Origin of the sequence: Scandinavium tedordense, assembly GCF_024764965.1 — a bacterium.
Classification (GTDB): Bacteria; Pseudomonadota; Gammaproteobacteria; order Enterobacterales; family Enterobacteriaceae; genus Scandinavium; species Scandinavium tedordense.
In genome coordinates this window covers 57,541-73,573 of record NZ_JALIGG010000050.1, presented here as the reverse complement: position 1 = coordinate 73,573, position 16,033 = coordinate 57,541, and the positions used below count along the sequence as shown (strand labels likewise).

Sequence of the window (16,033 nt, the reverse complement as noted above, 5' to 3'; positions counted from 1 at the left end):
GCGTTTTGCTATGAGAGCGATAGCCAGAATCTCAACCCTACGACGCTACAGCGTGATTTCCCTCGCGGTGAGCCTCTGTCTGGCGTGCACCTTCCCGGCCCGGGCCGACGATGGCGCCTACGATAAAAAAGTGTTGCTGGCCCGCGACGGACAAACCGCTCCGCTGCTGAACTGGCTCCAGCAGCGCGCACAACACGCCCCACTGACCGAATCGCAGGTCGCTGACTGGCTGCAGGTTTCGGGCTGGGCGGGGCATGATGCGGACGTCATTTCCCTCTGGCGACGCTACAGCCCGAAAATGGCGATCCCAACCTGGGGCGTTGCCGCGGCGGCACAGGCGTACCGCAATCAACAGCAATGGGATGTCTCGCTGGTGCTGTGGGACAAAGCGCGGAAAATGTCGCCGGACGATGACGATATCCGCGCACGCTGGGTCATGACCCTGGCCGATGCGCGCCATGATAAACAAGCCCTCTATGAAGCCCAGCGCCTGGTGCGCGATGCACCGAGCGCCTATCACTACCAACTGTTGGCCTACGCCTGGCGCGCGCAGGGAAAAAGCCGCGACTCACTGCTCTCCCTGACCCTGGCGTGGCAAAACCATCAGCAAGGCAAAGCCTTCAAAACCGACCTGCTTGCCGCCTGGGACAAAAATCATATCGCCTTCCCGGCGCTCAGGCTGTCACGTTCGATGAACATTTCCGCCGCCGCCAGCCGCCAGCTGGAGCTGAAAGCGGCGGCAGTGATGGTACGTAACGCCCGGACCACTACCCACGGCGAAGCGGAACATTATGTGGTTGCCGACCAGGTGCTGGCACGCTACGACAGCCTGCTGGCACAGTGGAAAAACAATCCGGATGCCCAGGCCGATATCCGCCAGGCGCGCATTGACCGTCTTGGTGCGTTATTGACGCGTCAGCGTTTTGCCGAGGTCACTGACGAATACCAGCCGCTAACCGCCGACGGCAAACCGGTGCCGGATTACGCCAAACGCTGGGTGGCATCCGCCTGGCTGGCGCAAATGCGTCCCGACAAAGCCCATCGTCTGTTCAACGACGTGTATAAAAAGGTAAGCCCGGCGACTCTGCTGCCCGACGATCAGCAGGAGATGTTTTACGCCTCCATTGAAAATGAAGATTTCCCCGCCGCTAAATGCGAGGCGGAGCGCATTATTGCTGACAGCCCGTACAACACTTTCCACTACGGTTCACCGGTTCCGCAGCCTAACGACAGCTGGCTGAATGGCCGATTGTTGATGTCACAGTATCTGCAAATGGCCAACCGTCTCCCCGAAGCGGAGCAATACGCCCGCCATCTGGCGCGCAGTGGGCCCGGCAATCAAGGGCTGTTGATTAACTACGCCAGCGTCCTGGCCGCACGTGGTCTGCCGCGCGCGGCAGAACGTGAGCTGAAACTGGCCGAGCCGCTGGAGCCATCGAATCCTGAGCTGGAGCGCCAGCAGGCCGAAGTGGCAATGGATTTGCAGGAGTGGCGTCAGATGGATCTGCTGACCGACGATTTGGTCGCCAGAAACCCGGACGCCCCAGATATCCTCCAGCTCGAACGCGATCGCGATTTGCAAAATGGCTATGAGCTGCGCATCACTGGCGACAAGGGCATTTCTTCCGACAGCCCGATCAGCGGCTCCCACGATTTCACCCTCAAAACGGCGCTGTACGGCCCGCGCATTGCCGATCACTGGCGGCCTTTTGCCGGGTTTAACTACGCGACCGGCGAGTTCGACGAAGGCAAAGGCTCGAACCGCGATGTGCTCGGCGGCGTGGAATACACCTCCCGCGATAACTGGGCCGAGCTCGAGCTGTCGAACCGCAATTTTGCCGGAGGCAATAAACTTGGCGTGCGTTTTTCCGGCTGGCATGACGTCAACGATAACTGGCACATCGGCGGTTCTGCCCAACGAATGTCGAGCGAAACGCCGCTGCGCGCGTTGCGAAACGGCATCACCTCTAATGGCGGCGATCTGTGGGTGCGCTGGTATCAAAGCGAGCGACGTGAGTACCAACTCACCCTCGCCCCGCAGTGGTTCTCCGACGGCAACACACGCATGGCGCTGAACTTCACCGGTAAAGAACGGCTGTGGACCACGCCGCATTTCACTCTGGATTTCACCCCGGATATCAGCGCCAGCAGCAACAGTAAAACGGACACCCCCTACTACAACCCAAAGCGTGACCTCGCCATTCTGCCTGCCCTGTCTGCGGAGCAGATTTTATACCGCCGCTATAACACGGTCTGGAGCCAGCTGTTCACCGCGGGCCTCGGGGCCTACGTGCAAAAAGGCGAAAAAAACGGAGCCATCACCACGCTGGGTTACGGACAGCGCATCCAATGGAACAATCAGCTCGACATGGACGTCATGCTCACCTGGGACAAGCGCCCTTATGACGGCACGCGGGAGAAAAATCTTGGCGTCGCGTTTGATTTGAATTATCGGTTCGGAGGCCACTGATGCCTAAATACTTTCTCCATATCACGCTGATTGTTCTGTGCTGGCTGATGTCTGAAATTGCTTTTGGCGAGACACCGCCGCCGTTTGTGCCGCCCGCTCAGCGTGCGCAGCAACGGGTTAATCAACCGTGGCCGAAAAATCATTTCCTGGTGATTTGCTATCACGACATTGAAGACGGTGCCGCCGATGAACGCTACCTGACGGTGCGTACCAGCGCGCTGAAGGACCAGATTGCGTGGCTGCGCGACAACCATTATCAGCCGGTCAGCGTGCAGCAAATTCTCGATGCGCATAACGGCGGAAAAGAACTGCCACCAAAAGCGGTACTGATAAGTTTTGACGATGGTTACAGCAGTTTTTATTCCCGCGTCTGGCCACTGTTAAAGGCCTATAACTGGCCCGCGCTGTGGGCTCCGGTCGGCAGTTGGGTCAGCACCCCGCTGAATCAAAAAGTGAATTTCGGTGGGCTGATGACCCCGCGAGAACGGTTTGCCACCTGGGATATGGTGAAAACCCTGAGTGAATCGCCGCTGGTCGAAATTGGCGCCCACACCTGGGCATCGCATTATGGCGGCCAGGCCAACCCGGAAGGCACCACACAACCGGCGGTGGCCAACCGTCTGTATGACCCAAAAAGCGGACAATACGAGACGGCTTCGCAGTTCTATCAGCGCATCGACGGTGACGTGGACCACATCACCCGCAAACTGAAAGACGTCACCCATAAATCCCCCCGCGCGTGGGTCTGGCCTTACGGCGCGGCGGGCGGAACCACGCTCTCCATCGCGCAAAAGCACGGCTATCAGTTAGCATTCACTCTCGACGACGGGCTCGGTGACGTGAATAACCTGATGAGCATTCCACGTATGTTGATGTCCGGGAACCCGAGCTTGCACGATTTTGCCGAACAGGTGACACAGGTGCAGGAGCGGCACCTGATGCGGGTGATGCATATCGACCTCGACTACATCTACGATCCGAACCCTGAACAGCAGCGCAAGAACATCGATAAGCTTATCGAGCGCGTGCACGACATGCGCATTACCACCGTTTTCCTGCAGGCGTTTGCCGACCCGGACGGCGACGGTAACATCAAAGCGTTGTACTTCCCGAACCGCTGGCTGCCGGTACGCGCCGACCTGTTCAATTATATCTCCTGGCAGCTGCAAACCCGCGCAGGTGTTAACGTTTACGCCTGGATGCCGGTGCTCTCTTTTGCGCTGGACCCCTCGCTGCCCCGCGTGACCCACTGGGATCCGAAAACCGGCCAGACCAGCGTGGACCCGAAGCAGTACCGACGCCTTTCTCCCTGGAGTCCGGAAGCACGAAAACGCATCGCCGAGATTTACCAGGATCTGGCCAGCCATGCGACGTTCGACGGGATCCTGTTCCACGACGATGCGCTGCTGTCTGATTTTGAAGACGTGAGCCCACCAGCCATGGCGGCGTATCAGCAGGCCGGATTCAGTGGCACTCTGTACAATATTCGCCGCGATCCCACTGAATTCAACCGCTGGACGCGCTATAAAAGCCACTATCTGATTGATTTCACGATGGACCTCACCAAAGCCGTGCGCGCCATCCGTGGCCCACAGGTGAAAACGGCGCGCAACATTTACGCCATGCCTGTCCTCAAGCCGGAAAGCGAGGCGTGGTACGCGCAAAACCTCGATGACTTCCTCCGCACCTACGACTGGACTGCGCCGATGGCGATGCCGTTGATGGAAAACGTGCCGCTGGCGCAAAGTAATGCGTGGCTGCAAAAGCTGGTCACAACCATCGCCCGCCACCCGCAGGCGCTGGATAAAACCGTTTTCGAATTACAGGCACGTGACTGGCACAAACAGGGCGATGAGGCCAACGTGAGCGCCCGCCAACTTGCCGACTGGATGACGCTGTTGCAAATGAACGGTGCCAGTAGCTTTGGTTATTACCCTGATGATTTTGTTAATGATAAGCCTGAAATGGCACCGTTAGCACCCGCCTTCTCATCCGCCTGGTACCCGCAGAAATGATGGATCGTTTACTCGCGTTTTTAATCCTTTGTCTGGTTCTGAGCCTGCCTCTGGGCGTCGCTGCGGTGTTTACCGGTGCCGCCATCCTGAACTTTGTGTTCTTCTGGCCGCTGTTCATGTCGGCGATGTGGATGACCGGGGGCATCTACTTCTGGTATTACCGTGAACGGCGCTGGTCATGGAATGAAGAGACACCGCCGCCGGTGCTGAAAGGCAACCCGTTAATTTCCATTCTGATCCCATGCTACAACGAAGGACTGAATGCCCGGGAAACCATCGAAGCGGCGCTGGCACAGCGTTATGAAAACATTGAGGTTATCGCCATTAACGACGGTTCCGCCGATAATACTGCGGACGTGCTGAACCAGCTGGCGAGCGAGTATCCGAAATTGCGGGTGATTCATCTGGCGGAAAATCAGGGCAAAGCGGTGGCGCTGACCGCAGGTGCAGCGGCGGCAAAAAGTGATTTCCTGGTGTGCATTGATGGCGATGCGCTGCTCGACCGCGACACCGCGGCGTATCTGGTCGGCCCGTTACTGGCCTTCCCTCGCGTCGGTGCGGTGACCGGCAGCCCGCGCATTCGCACGCGATCTACCCTGATTGGCCGTATTCAGGTGGGCGAGTTTTCCTCCATCATTGGGCTGATTAAACGCACCCAACGAATTTACGGCCAGGTGTTCACTGTCTCCGGCGTGGTCGCCGCCTTCCGCCGCCGCGCGCTCTCCGAGGTCGGATACTGGAGTGCAGACATGATAACCGAGGATATCGATATCAGCTGGAAGCTGCAGCTTCGCCACTGGTCCATATTCTTCGAACCGCGCGCGCTGTGCTGGATCCTGATGCCCGAAACCCTGCGTGGCCTGTGGAAACAGCGCCTGCGCTGGGCTCAGGGCGGTGCGGAAGTGTTCCGCGTCAACATCCGCCGCCTGTGGGCCTGGGAATATCGCCGTATGTGGCCGCTGTTTATTGAGTTTTGTCTTTCCACTACCTGGGCTTTCGCCTATGCCATGAGTATCGTGCTGTATCTGCTCGGTCTGGTGCTTCCGATGCCCGGTAACCTGGTCGTACAGCATCTGTTTCCGCCGCAGTTTACCGGCCTTCTGCTGGGCATCGTGTGCCTGCTGCAGTTCGTAGTCAGCCTGTTGATTGAACGACGTTATGAAAAGAGCATCGCCGCATCGCTGTTCTGGGTTATCTGGTTCCCGGTGGTGTACTGGATGCTGAGCCTGTTCACTACGCTGGCCGCATTCCCGAAAGTGATGCTCAAAAACCAGCGTGGCCGTGCGCGTTGGGTCAGCCCCGATCGCGGTATAGGAAGGATGTGACATGCAGCAGAACGCACTTATTTTCACCGAACAACGCATTCTACCGCGCCTTCTCGATGTGCTGATGTCGGTTATCGCGTGGCTGGGATTTTCATGGCTGATTTTTAAGGGCGTGGTAACGGAGATTACGAACAACGCCCACGCCGGACCGCACCCGTTTTTCTCCACCGTCAATACGCTGACGCTGTACATTGCGGTGGCATTGCTCAACGGCGCGATGCTGATTTTCTGGGCCAAGTATAATCAGATACGCTTTCATGGCGTAGAGCGTCGGCAGCGTAGGCCGGGACTTGAGCGGGCACAGTTGGCGGAAAGTTTTGAAGTTCCAGAAACGTTGCTGGCAGAATTAGCCAAGGCGCGGGTGGTGACGGTGCATCACAGCGACTCCGGCGGCATCAGCAGGATTGAAATTCAGCAGTTGCAAAAATAGTGACCCTGACCCGAAATGATCCAGCCGTAATCTGGAATAACCGCCTTCATGTTGGCTGCATACTCTGGCAACCGGCAGACTTCTCAGCGAATGTGGATGGCGTCATCCAGCGCAGATAGCGGCCCATTGTGAATTGTAAGTATTCTGGTTTTCCATAACCATGCGAATAGAGCGCTGACGAACTTCAGGGGGAAATCGGTTATGTTTTGTCATCCTGGTTACCTCTCTCAAAGAGTGTAGTCTCCAGGATTACCGGGGCGGTTCAAAAGGGTGCGGGACGTGGTATTCCTGATGACCGGGGATCACACAATTGCTGAAACAGAATTTCGTCAACATGAACTGGCGAAAATTGGCCCGACTGGTATCAATAGTCTCCAGTCACTGTATCAATGTCCACGCAAGCGTCCCGGAAACGTTATATCAAGAGGTCCGACAACCCTCGTTTTGTTGCTACCTTCCCTTTCTTTTCTGTCCTGTTACCTGCCGGTATTCAAATCTGCTCACACAGAACGGACACTGTTCAGAACCGATAAATACCGCGATAAAGTAAACGCACAATTGAGTCTGTTTCACGATTGCGAACGTTATATCCTTTATCATTGATGACGCTATATGGCACTTCGATATGCTACGACACGTGGTCTCCACTGCTGCAAATGCTGTGGACAGGGGAAGGCAATTGCATCGCCTGCTGATACAGTGCAATAAACTGCGCTGAAAACGTGTGGTGGTGGCGGTTGAGTGAGGTAAAAATGGGATTGCCAAAACAGATACTGGTGCACTCTGGCTCTGGTGTCCTGCTCTGCGTCAGGCTCCAGGCATGTGCGATAAGTCGGGTGAGATCGACTGAGTTTTGCAGCTTCCCGATCAAGGTATTCTGATTGAGCATCATCAGCGCCGTAATACGCCCGGGCTCATCTTCGCCCCACAGCATGCGTACCAGCGTGGGTGGTGCGGCTATAGCGATACAGCTATCGAACTGTGTCTTCAGCTCTGCTAGAAAACGTGCCAGTGTTTCTTCAGAGGATCCAACAGCCGTCGGGTCAGCGAATAACTCCAGGTGAAATACTGCAAGCTGTGGATAGTGATCAACCGCAGCCTGTAATGCACGGTGGATACGCTGTTGGTCAGGAGTGTATTGTTTCATAAAGTTATTATCGTGAGTGGAGATTGAAGAACTGTTCACCCTGCCAGAGGGATGCGTATTATCAGATGCCCAGCGATAAAGCTTCCTCGATGCAAAAGGAGGTAATCATGCCAGCCATCTGGAACGAAGTGCCATCACTGGTACCCCGACCCAAAAGCAGTGCATCGACACACAACGCATTGCCTGCTCTGGGCGAACGGAAGTAAGGTGGAAATCAGGATTAACATGCAACTGGACAGACACGCCGCCAAAACCCTGATGCCTGACTCGGTCATCCGGCTTGCCGTGGCGGATAATCAGGTATTCCGCGCTGCAAAGCAGAAAAAGACGCTTCCCTACGTGGTGTTACGCGGTGAGCCCAGAATGAGTACCCCAAATCCATGTGAGATCTGGTACGACAGGCGCGATGTGTTGGCTTCTGAGAGCGGAGGCAGTCAACAAATCGTCGATCCGATAACCGCCATGCATGAGATTATCGACCGACTGGAAGTCCTGGTCCGGCAGGAATACGCAGGCAGATCCACGCATGTCCATGTTCTGGAGCACTGCCAGGCGTGGCTGCAGCGTAATATCGATAAGCAGCAGGGTAAATCAGATGAAGCCTCCGCACGCATAAGATAGCGCTACTCAGCGATGGGTATACATGATCTGCATCGCGACGGTGCAGATATCCTCAATGTTATCGGGCAGCGCGTCCCGGTCATGGATAAAATAATCCGGGTGTTCTTCCGTGGCTTCAACCAGTCTGACCGGATAACGACAGCTGTAACAGAAATGCGGCAGGCAGGGAGAGGCTTCACGCGCATAAGTCAGCATACCAAACTTATTAAGCGCCGCTTTGGCGATAATATCTTTCATCATAACCTCCGAAATGGCTGGATTCATTCGCTTTCGAACTAAAACGTCCTGTCCGGCAACGCAGACAATACCGCTCTCCGTGGTAATCATCGCCACACTCCGCGCAATACCAGTCACGCTTCATCACCACGGGTAAGACGCCTGGCGTATAGCAACGCAGCGAATCGATAAGGGCTATTTCCTCAGCAGCGACACTCACATACGGGCATTCCACAGATGCATCAACAGGATGCGCAAACCAGGCCCGCCCGTTTGATGGCTCTGGCTGAAGTGTCAGCGAACTATGGCAGAGATGGCAGGTAAATCGGCCTTCAGGTTGTGTCAGCGCCGTTCTGGCACCAATGAGACGCTGATGAGCATCCCGCGCGAGAAACGATTTGGCGTGCATGATGTTCTCCTTACCGCCAGATAACACGCAGGGGAAAGCCGTCCCGAAGATGGGCAGGATGTGCGTGCTGGCTGGCAGGTGAGTACAGTTAGAGAGATTTACAGGTGCGGTGGGTATTGTCAGCGCATGGAATACTGCTGACGTTATTTACATCCGGGATATTACCCGCCAGCAAAAGGGACACGGCTTCTCGCCACAGTACTGGCGTCGGCAGCGTTCACATATCCAGCGTGGAGGAATGTTTCCCGGTTTTACGTTGTTCCATTTTTTCATCAAATGCATCCTCCCCGCGAATCTGCGATACGTGCACGCATCCAGTTTTCCACTTCGCTTCTGAACCAGCGCGAGCTGCGACCCAGTTTGATAGGCTTCGGAAACAGTCCTTCGCTGATCAGCTTGTAAAACCATTTGTCGGTCATGCCGGTGAATGTCGTGATGAAGGCCATGTCGACGAGCGGGTCTTCGGCGCTGAGTAATGGCATGACAGACGGCATTGTGCTGATGGTCATAGTCGTTCTCTCCCTCTGAGTGTTAATGGCGGGAGAAGTCCGGCGTGGTTGAGTCACATTACACGCCAGTACTCCCTCAGAGGATTAGGGACGTCTGTTAAAAAATACCTGGACGTTGTCATCAGCACCGGCTGCAGCCGAAGTTACGTTCAGCGTCGCTCACTTCAGCGCGGTGTTTGCACCAGATACACGAATCGATTTTGGTCTTCAGCAAATCGGTTAAACTGGGAATGAACATCGATGAAGAACGGTTTGACGCGTAGCAATTCAGCGGAGATACGTGCTGGGGTGAAATACCGCACACAGCAGCTGCCAGAGCACGGTAACTGAGGTGACATCAACCGATACGATCAACACGCTCCTGATGCCGCTCAGGGTGTAATAACAGTCCGCATAAAGCGTCACACCACCCAGGCGTTATCGAATGACGTAAAGGGGGAGCCAACCGTATTATCCGCACACAGCACAAGAGCAGTAATATATCAGCCTTCAGCAGGCATTCGTCGCCATCGCCAGACGCAAAGGTGCAGTCTATTCACAACGGACGGAGTGACGATGTCAATGCCCCGTATTACCGGCCCCTTTTAAGGGCCAACAGGCACGGCATGCATATACAATCCAGAGCGGATCCCTTAACGGCATGGACGATTCATCATTAACGCTGGCTGGAGCCGATTGAACGTTTAGCCGGGTTATAAACTTTGGTTTCCTCTTTCGCGAGATAACGGGTACGCGTAATAAAATCCTCATACTGCTCACGATGCTTAGAGCTATTACGATCCAGTACATAGGTGCATCGTTCAGGGAAATGAGCCAGTGATGAATAATGCGTATCACCACGAAGCCCTAATGCGCTCAGCCAGGCTTTACGGATCATCGAGTGCAGATTATCACCTGTTTGATTGAAATCCCCTAAACCGCGAAACAGGTCTTTGTTGAAGAAGAGGACCAGATGAAAGTGGGGATAACTTCGGGTGTTAACTTCTTTCACCCATATGTAGCGTGTGTTATTGGGATGCACACGCCTGGTTAATTTACGCTGGCGCTCACAGTATGCGGCGATCTGCGATTTCAATGAAGCGATAAACTTTGACATCAGCTTATTTCCTACGTTGGGATAACAGGAAACACTATCCTCAATAAACCAGTCCGGGGAGAAGTGTAAGTCGATCCTGACGGCTAATGTACGGGGATGTTCCTGCAACGCATTATGCGTGACGGTGACGAGTTTATTCAGGTAATGAGTATTCTCAGGTCCGTATGGGCTAGTATCTGACATAGTTATTTACCCTGATGATAATGGGATGATAGATAAATCTTGTTGTACAGGAATGGCAGCATGAACAGAGTTATATCTGTTCATGATTAATGGATGATTGATAGAGAGTACAAGAGTGTGATTGAATAGTGATTGAAGAGATGTACTTAATAATACTATTACCGACGCAACGTAGAACAAATCAAAGAATTAACCGATCGCATATGCCGAGAGCTTCAGGAAGAAATGACATGATAAATCACTCTGAAGTTAGTAAGGCAGAAAATAAAAAACATCCTCAGCCCAAGATGTAAGGTACTTACCTCAGCCGGAGATTCACATAACAGCCTCGATTTTAACCCGCATGGATTACCTTCCGAATTTTACCCGCATCGGGAATACACCAATCGCAATGACCCGGTAGATCGATTTATCAGAATACCCTGTGAGGCCCGTAACGAAAGTCATATCAACTACTGATAAGCGCAGGGACTCACCATGGTGCTGATGATGTTTGGATCCTGAATCGTAGCGCACAGGTTTGTTGCCGGACTGGCTGGCTTTGCTATGGTGTCGCTGGGCTGTCAGAGCGAAACGAACACTGGTGTCATACCATGACTATGTATGTAATTTTTTACTGTATAGAATATAGTATCAATCGTCAGAATAGATAACACAGCCATTTATGATGTAGGGAATCTGTGTCGCTGGGGTTTACAACAGAGTTTTGTTTAATGACAATCCATTACGGTATGCCACACTCTTTCGCCCCAGCCTTATGGGCTTTCATCATATGTGTTTTTTGTAATTTTATATCATGAAGAAAAAATTATTGTATACATAAATGACTTGTTATTTTTTATACAATTCTTTTTTAAGCAACGAAACAATAACACCTTCTGAATTCATCTTAATTACATCCCCACTAAAAAACGAATTATACATTTTTACAAAACCCATCCCGTCACTTGCATTGACATTAAACACCTCAAGTGAAATTTTATCTATTTCACTAATTATATGAGTTAACAATGAAACTCCATTCTCGGGTTTATACTCAATCCATGACATTGCTTTTTCAACTAATACTCCTCCACTGCCTTTCATTAAGTAGTGAAAACTTAACAAAGCAAATAACTCAATGTAAACCCACTCATGGGTCAATATTTTTTTTAGTTCTCTAAATGCAAACAAGACTTGAGGTCGATGAATCCTGCCATATTGAACCAGAGCCAATTCAAATAACGGCAAGATATTTCTTATCTCTCTACTGAGAAAAGGAGCATACTCCGATAAAGATTTCCCATACATTTTATTTAATTTAAAATCCAAATCCAAATCCAGTTTCATTTTGCTCATGAAGAAGGTTACTTCTTCTGGTGTATTTTCAGCCTTGATTTTACGATAAATCCCACCTTTTGAAGTTGAATTCTCAATAACATTATTCATTCTACCTTTGGATAGCGCCTTATTTAAGGTAAAGGCCCTTCTTATTTTCTGAGGCACGATCACAATATCGTTACTATTATTACTGACATTACATGATGGGTTAAAAGTAAAAGCAACCTCTAAATTCAGAGTGATTAATGGGGTGACTTTCCCACGAGCCGGGATTGAGTGCTTCTGATACGCATTATATTCATCAAGATATACTCTGCTGTGTAATAATTTTAATGTGTATAACTTGATTACATTTCTAACATATCCCATGAAATCATTTCCCTGACAGGTAATTAGTTTCTTTTTAAGTAATTCCTGCGTATTCAGCCATTCTCTGGATTTTATTACGCTCGTTACATCACTTTTTCTTTCCCTGCTTTTTGATACCCATAGAGTATTTATCTTCTTTTGGGCTATAACCTCCCTCGCTTTATCATTTCTAATTATCCCTTCTAAAGTTGAGATGCGTACGCCCGAAATAATTGCATCTGCTCTCTTACTTACCCGTCGTGTGAAATTATCTTTCTTTTTTTTATCGTACTGTTCGTAATGCTCATTGCAATAACGCATTTCATTAGCCACTCCATGCATCGCAATTGCATTTTTACAATCTTTCCTCTTACACTTTCCCGTTTTTTTTGCCATTTTCCTGATCCTAGTTGAGAAATATCATGACTATATTACTCCTGCCTGTAGGGTTCTGGTCAATATCCCTCAGGGTAAAGCGCCTGCAACGGATGCTATAGCATAAATATTGTATCTGAATCTGGGAAAGCACCTAATAAGTCGCTCCATGAGCAAATGGCATATGATTACACTGAAAAAGGGCTACATCACATTTTATACCCAACAAGTACACTAATTGCTAATCAACCCTATGATCTACCATCGATTCTTGAATGAATACATTGGAATATAGCGCTCCTGAGTTATTCGACAAGCCATGAACAAATTGCTAATACGTATATGCCTGCATTCCAGATTATTTCACGCCTATATCACCCGTCTGAACAGCAGCGTCATGCTGTTTCACCGCAGGGGATACCATCCACGGGGCTTTCATGGTCCCGTTTTTCTTTTCTTCGCGTATCACGGCCAGTGCATTCCTCTGCCTGGCGACAGGTTGTGTCGTGATAACGTCATTCTTGTTCCTTAAGTAATCAATAACCCCTAAATTTCATCAGGTTATAGAGCTAAATTTAATTGATTTTTTTCTGCACTCCACTTCCTGCTTTGACACGCCCTGTCAGACCTCTCCTGCATAATAACCACATGAATTACCGAACGAATTTACTCATGGAGATCATTCCGTGTCCAATCACCAGAGCGCTCACCACGACAAACTGGCAGTACGATTATCCGTGATTATCAGCCGCCTGATGGCCGGTGAGTCGCTGTACCTCAATACGCTGGCAGAAGAGTTTCGCGTTTCCGAGCGCACGCTTCAGCGGGATTTCCATCAGAGACTGGCGCATCTCGACATACAGCACGAAGACGGTTGCTACCGGCTGGCTAATGGGCGCTTGCATGACCACTCACCAGCAGCCTTATCGCTGATCCGCAACATCGGGCTTTCTCCTTTGATCCCCATGCAGGATAAAGCACTGATGAACCTGCTGATGGATGGTAGCGGCACGTCGCCCTGCCTGATTTGGCATACACCGCTCAATCCTGCCGCTATGCGTTCTGATTGCTTCCAGCGTCTGGCCGAAGCCATCCACCGGCATTGCACGATAAGCGTGCTGGTTGGCGGTATTCGTCATGATGCGTTAGAGCCTTACCGCCTGATTTACCAACAACATTGCTGGTATCTGGTCACCAGCTATCAACGCAGCATTTGCGTGTTCAGACTCGATGACATTATCTCCGTCACTTTACTGGAGCATCGCTTCCGCCGCCGTAATGAAGTCAACGATCTGATCGCTGAAGAAGGCTTTATTGCCGCACTCCCACACTTCCGCTTCATCAGCGACGTGATCAACACGTTTCGCACCTGAACGGCGGGTCTAATCCAATAGCTGAAGGAGAACACATTGCCATGAAACTCCACTATCTGGTGGCTGCGGCTGCCATTGTTATGTCGCTCACAGCCTGTGACGACTCTGACGCCCACTGGAACACCCTGCGGGGGAAATGTATATCTACCAGCAGTGAAGGCAACTTCGCTGCAACGGTTGCCCCCCAGGGCGTCTTCTTCCTTGCGACCGAACCGGGGTGCCCTGATGGCATGGGAATACTCGGTTTCCGTCAGACCGAAATCAAAGTCAACGGCGATCGTTATCCGGCGATACTGGTATGCAGTGGCGCAACGCAATATCACGAAAGCTTTGTGCTCGGCAAACTCATAAAGAATGATCCCAATGCCGGAATTGAACCTGGTGCAAGAGCGGCTAAGGCGTTTAGCGGATTCTTTGGCGCAGATGTTGAACTGGGGAACGAAAGTGCGCATTTTGGCAGAGGGAATTTCACTGAAGTCTGCTCCGCCTATATTCCGCGCCTGAAGGGTTCTCCGGCGCATAAGTCTCATAAAGGTTTTCTGAGTTCGCTGTTTGGACACCACGCGAAGTCTGGAAATAGCACTGAATCTGACGAACTGCAGAAAACGTTAGTGGACAAGGCAAACAAGGCTTTTGAAAAGGCGGATCAACCGAAAAAACATCAGCCCGGGCAAGGTAGTGTGCCGGACGAGACCATCAAGTCGCTGGAATTCTCTGACCATACTACCGGCCCGGTGAATACCTTCCAGAAAGGGGATACTCCGGCACCAGACTCATCTGATGCTCAACCCGCAGCAGCCACACCATCAGCTATGACTCCTGAGATGGACGCCGCTGCACTCAAGGAAGCGCAGAACACCTGGCTTGTCTATCACCCCGGTGTCGATATTTCCGGTTTCACCTGGGAGAAGACATCGCTTCCCGACAAAAGCGTGAACGGCAAAACCCTCCACGAGCTTCGCTTCACCACCACGGATCCGCAGACACACATCACTTCCGATGTGGATGTCGAGATTGAACCGGACGGCACCGCCGGATACGCCGTCAGTAATGACCGCCCGACACCTGCAACTACACCAGTTCCATCTCCAGCTCCTGTCTCTCCACCAAAAAATGTGTCGGCTTACTGTCGCCTCGATAACGGTAAAAGCATCAGCGTGACGGCGGCTGACGGGCAGGATTACCACTATGCCTACCGGGATAAAAACGACCAGACAGAACTGGAGCTGACCGAGGGGTTATTTGGTGTGAAAGCGTACCACTACCGGACGCAGCTCGGCATGGGCTCTGCCAGCTACATCCGTTTTAACAAGAAGCAGTACGACTACGTGCTGATAAGCAAGGATACCGGTCGTCAGGAGTTCCAGGGACTTCGGGTCTACAAGGACGGCAATCTGATATCCACCCATCCGTGTTTCTCTGCGCTGAAGCTTGATGCCAGTGGGTTGACCGATACCACCCACGCTGACAGCGACAAAGCAGGTGATTTCTTCACCAACTGACACCGGCATTTATGCCGTTTTTTCGACTACTCACGCAAATAAAGGAAAGGCAAATGACTGAACCGTCAATTACATCACTGAAAAACAAGCTGAACACATCCACATGGCATCTGGCGTTATTGTGCATCGCAACCTACGGCATTTATCCGCTGATGTGGCTGTATAAGCATCAGGACACCATCATGGCGGAGACGGGGCAACGTTTCTCTTCCCGCGTACTGCTTATCTGGATGGCCGTTTGCCTGGGGCTGTCATATATGATCCGACTCTCGTTCCCTGTTCAGGTGGATGAATACGGCTACAGCATGAGCCAGGCTGCTGAAGTCATGACGATAATTGGCATGCTGCTGATGGTGGCCTTTGGCGTGCTGACCGTCGTCTGGTCTTTCAAAGCCAGAACCGCCTTGCAACAGTATGCGCTGACGCAATTCCGCTTCGACCTGAAAATGAATGTAGCCTGGACGTTCTTATTTAACATTTACTACATCAATTACTGCATCAACGCGATGCCGGAAGCGATGGCAAAGCACCAGATTATCCACGGTAAACCGCAGCCTGTTTCCGGTGATACACAAGCGACACAGCCGCCACAGTTACCGCAGACATCGCAACCTCAACCTCCACAATTGCCGAAGTAACAGTCGCCCCTGGCATCCTCTGTCAGGGGCGCATTAATCTCACACTGGAAAGCATA

General features: G+C 51.8%; 14 protein-coding genes. 8 read left to right on the top strand and 6 right to left on the bottom strand.

Features of this window, described 5'->3' with window-relative positions; all coding sequences use genetic code 11:
• Nucleotides 1–10: 10 nt before the first annotated feature.
• Genes pgaA through pgaD form a run of 4 tightly spaced genes read left to right on the top strand, consistent with a single transcriptional unit; the run spans nt 11 to nt 6,240 of the window.
• Nucleotides 11–2,470, top strand: coding sequence for a poly-beta-1,6 N-acetyl-D-glucosamine export porin PgaA (gene pgaA / locus MUU46_RS04495; protein ID WP_258964892.1), 2,460 nt, complete (start codon nt 11–13; stop codon nt 2,468–2,470).
• Nucleotides 2,470–4,485: a poly-beta-1,6-N-acetyl-D-glucosamine N-deacetylase PgaB gene (gene pgaB / locus MUU46_RS04490; RefSeq protein WP_258964891.1), complete on the top strand. Its 2,016-nt coding sequence runs from the start codon at nt 2,470–2,472 to the stop codon at nt 4,483–4,485. The genes pgaA and pgaB overlap by 1 nt, the downstream gene beginning before the upstream one ends.
• Nucleotides 4,482–5,810: a poly-beta-1,6-N-acetyl-D-glucosamine synthase gene (pgaC, locus tag MUU46_RS04485; protein WP_258964890.1), complete on the top strand. Its 1,329-nt coding sequence runs from the start codon at nt 4,482–4,484 to the stop codon at nt 5,808–5,810. Before pgaB ends, pgaC begins: the two co-directional genes overlap by 4 nt.
• 1 nt (nt 5,811) lies before the next feature.
• On the top strand, nt 5,812–6,240 hold the full coding sequence (gene pgaD / locus MUU46_RS04480; RefSeq protein ID WP_258964889.1) for a poly-beta-1,6-N-acetyl-D-glucosamine biosynthesis protein PgaD: 429 nt from the start codon (nt 5,812–5,814) through the stop codon (nt 6,238–6,240).
• A gap of 628 nt (nt 6,241–6,868) precedes the next feature.
• Here pgaD and MUU46_RS04475 read toward each other — a convergent pair.
• Nucleotides 6,869–7,387: a hypothetical protein gene (locus MUU46_RS04475; protein ID WP_258964888.1), complete on the bottom strand. Its 519-nt coding sequence runs from the start codon at nt 7,385–7,387 to the stop codon at nt 6,869–6,871.
• Nucleotides 7,388–7,612: 225 nt separating this feature from the next.
• Here MUU46_RS04475 and MUU46_RS04470 point away from each other — a divergent pair, with 225 nt between their 5' ends.
• Nucleotides 7,613–8,008 carry a hypothetical protein gene (locus tag MUU46_RS04470; RefSeq protein WP_258964887.1) on the top strand — a complete coding sequence of 132 codons (396 nt, stop codon included), beginning with the start codon at nt 7,613–7,615 and terminating at the stop codon, nt 8,006–8,008.
• A 6-nt stretch (nt 8,009–8,014) separates the two neighbouring features.
• On the opposite strand, the gene MUU46_RS04465 is transcribed toward MUU46_RS04470, so the two are convergent.
• From MUU46_RS04465 to MUU46_RS04445, 5 genes are all read right to left on the bottom strand, one after another.
• Nucleotides 8,015–8,248: a DUF7828 domain-containing protein gene (locus MUU46_RS04465; RefSeq protein ID WP_258964886.1), complete on the bottom strand. Its 234-nt coding sequence runs from the start codon at nt 8,246–8,248 to the stop codon at nt 8,015–8,017.
• Nucleotides 8,214–8,633 carry a putative zinc ribbon protein gene (locus tag MUU46_RS04460; protein ID WP_258964885.1) on the bottom strand — a complete coding sequence of 140 codons (420 nt, stop codon included), beginning with the start codon at nt 8,631–8,633 and terminating at the stop codon, nt 8,214–8,216. The genes MUU46_RS04465 and MUU46_RS04460 overlap by 35 nt, the downstream gene beginning before the upstream one ends.
• A 272-nt stretch (nt 8,634–8,905) precedes the next feature.
• Nucleotides 8,906–9,142 (bottom strand): helix-turn-helix transcriptional regulator, encoded by a 237-nt coding sequence (locus MUU46_RS04455; RefSeq protein WP_258964884.1) that lies wholly within the window; start codon nt 9,140–9,142, stop codon nt 8,906–8,908.
• Between the two features lie 655 nt (nt 9,143–9,797).
• The gene (locus tag MUU46_RS04450) at nt 9,798–10,421 is read right to left on the bottom strand and encodes an inovirus Gp2 family protein (protein ID WP_258964883.1); all 624 of its coding nucleotides are present in this window, start codon (nt 10,419–10,421) and stop codon (nt 9,798–9,800) included.
• An 831-nt stretch (nt 10,422–11,252) separates the two neighbouring features.
• Nucleotides 11,253–12,485, bottom strand: coding sequence for a hypothetical protein (locus tag MUU46_RS04445; protein ID WP_154158674.1), 1,233 nt, complete (start codon nt 12,483–12,485; stop codon nt 11,253–11,255).
• 665 nt (nt 12,486–13,150) lie between these two features.
• Between MUU46_RS04445 and MUU46_RS04440 the strand changes: the two genes are divergently transcribed.
• Genes MUU46_RS04440 through MUU46_RS04430 form a run of 3 tightly spaced genes read left to right on the top strand, consistent with a single transcriptional unit; the run spans nt 13,151 to nt 15,977 of the window.
• The gene (locus MUU46_RS04440; protein ID WP_258964882.1) at nt 13,151–13,837 is read left to right on the top strand and encodes a helix-turn-helix transcriptional regulator; all 687 of its coding nucleotides are present in this window, start codon (nt 13,151–13,153) and stop codon (nt 13,835–13,837) included.
• 41 nt (nt 13,838–13,878) lie between these two features.
• Nucleotides 13,879–15,339 (top strand): hypothetical protein, encoded by a 1,461-nt coding sequence (locus MUU46_RS04435; RefSeq protein WP_258964881.1) that lies wholly within the window; start codon nt 13,879–13,881, stop codon nt 15,337–15,339.
• Nucleotides 15,340–15,392: 53 nt separating this feature from the next.
• Complete coding sequence (locus tag MUU46_RS04430; RefSeq protein ID WP_258964880.1) at nt 15,393–15,977, top strand: DUF4234 domain-containing protein; 585 nt, start codon at nt 15,393–15,395, stop codon at nt 15,975–15,977.
• Nucleotides 15,978–16,033: the final 56 nt, after the last annotated feature.

Bases quoted from the DNA above. Each gene is read 5' to 3' on its own strand.
- MUU46_RS04450 (WP_258964883.1), bottom strand. From the start codon at position 10,421: ATGTCAGATACTAGCCCATACGGACCTGAGAATACTCATTACCTGAAT.
- MUU46_RS04465 (WP_258964886.1), bottom strand. From the start codon at position 8,248: ATGATGAAAGATATTATCGCCAAAGCGGCGCTTAATAAGTTTGGTATG.
- MUU46_RS04455 (WP_258964884.1), bottom strand. From the start codon at position 9,142: ATGACCATCAGCACAATGCCGTCTGTCATGCCATTACTCAGCGCCGAA.
- MUU46_RS04475 (WP_258964888.1), bottom strand. From the start codon at position 7,387: ATGAAACAATACACTCCTGACCAACAGCGTATCCACCGTGCATTACAG.
- pgaB (WP_258964891.1), top strand. From the start codon at position 2,470: ATGCCTAAATACTTTCTCCATATCACGCTGATTGTTCTGTGCTGGCTG.
- MUU46_RS04435 (WP_258964881.1), top strand. From the start codon at position 13,879: ATGAAACTCCACTATCTGGTGGCTGCGGCTGCCATTGTTATGTCGCTC.
- pgaA (WP_258964892.1), top strand. From the start codon at position 11: ATGAGAGCGATAGCCAGAATCTCAACCCTACGACGCTACAGCGTGATT.
- MUU46_RS04470 (WP_258964887.1), top strand. From the start codon at position 7,613: ATGCAACTGGACAGACACGCCGCCAAAACCCTGATGCCTGACTCGGTC.
- MUU46_RS04445 (WP_154158674.1), bottom strand. From the start codon at position 12,485: ATGGCAAAAAAAACGGGAAAGTGTAAGAGGAAAGATTGTAAAAATGCA.
- pgaC (WP_258964890.1), top strand. From the start codon at position 4,482: ATGATGGATCGTTTACTCGCGTTTTTAATCCTTTGTCTGGTTCTGAGC.
- MUU46_RS04430 (WP_258964880.1), top strand. From the start codon at position 15,393: ATGACTGAACCGTCAATTACATCACTGAAAAACAAGCTGAACACATCC.
- pgaD (WP_258964889.1), top strand. From the start codon at position 5,812: ATGCAGCAGAACGCACTTATTTTCACCGAACAACGCATTCTACCGCGC.
- MUU46_RS04460 (WP_258964885.1), bottom strand. From the start codon at position 8,633: ATGCACGCCAAATCGTTTCTCGCGCGGGATGCTCATCAGCGTCTCATT.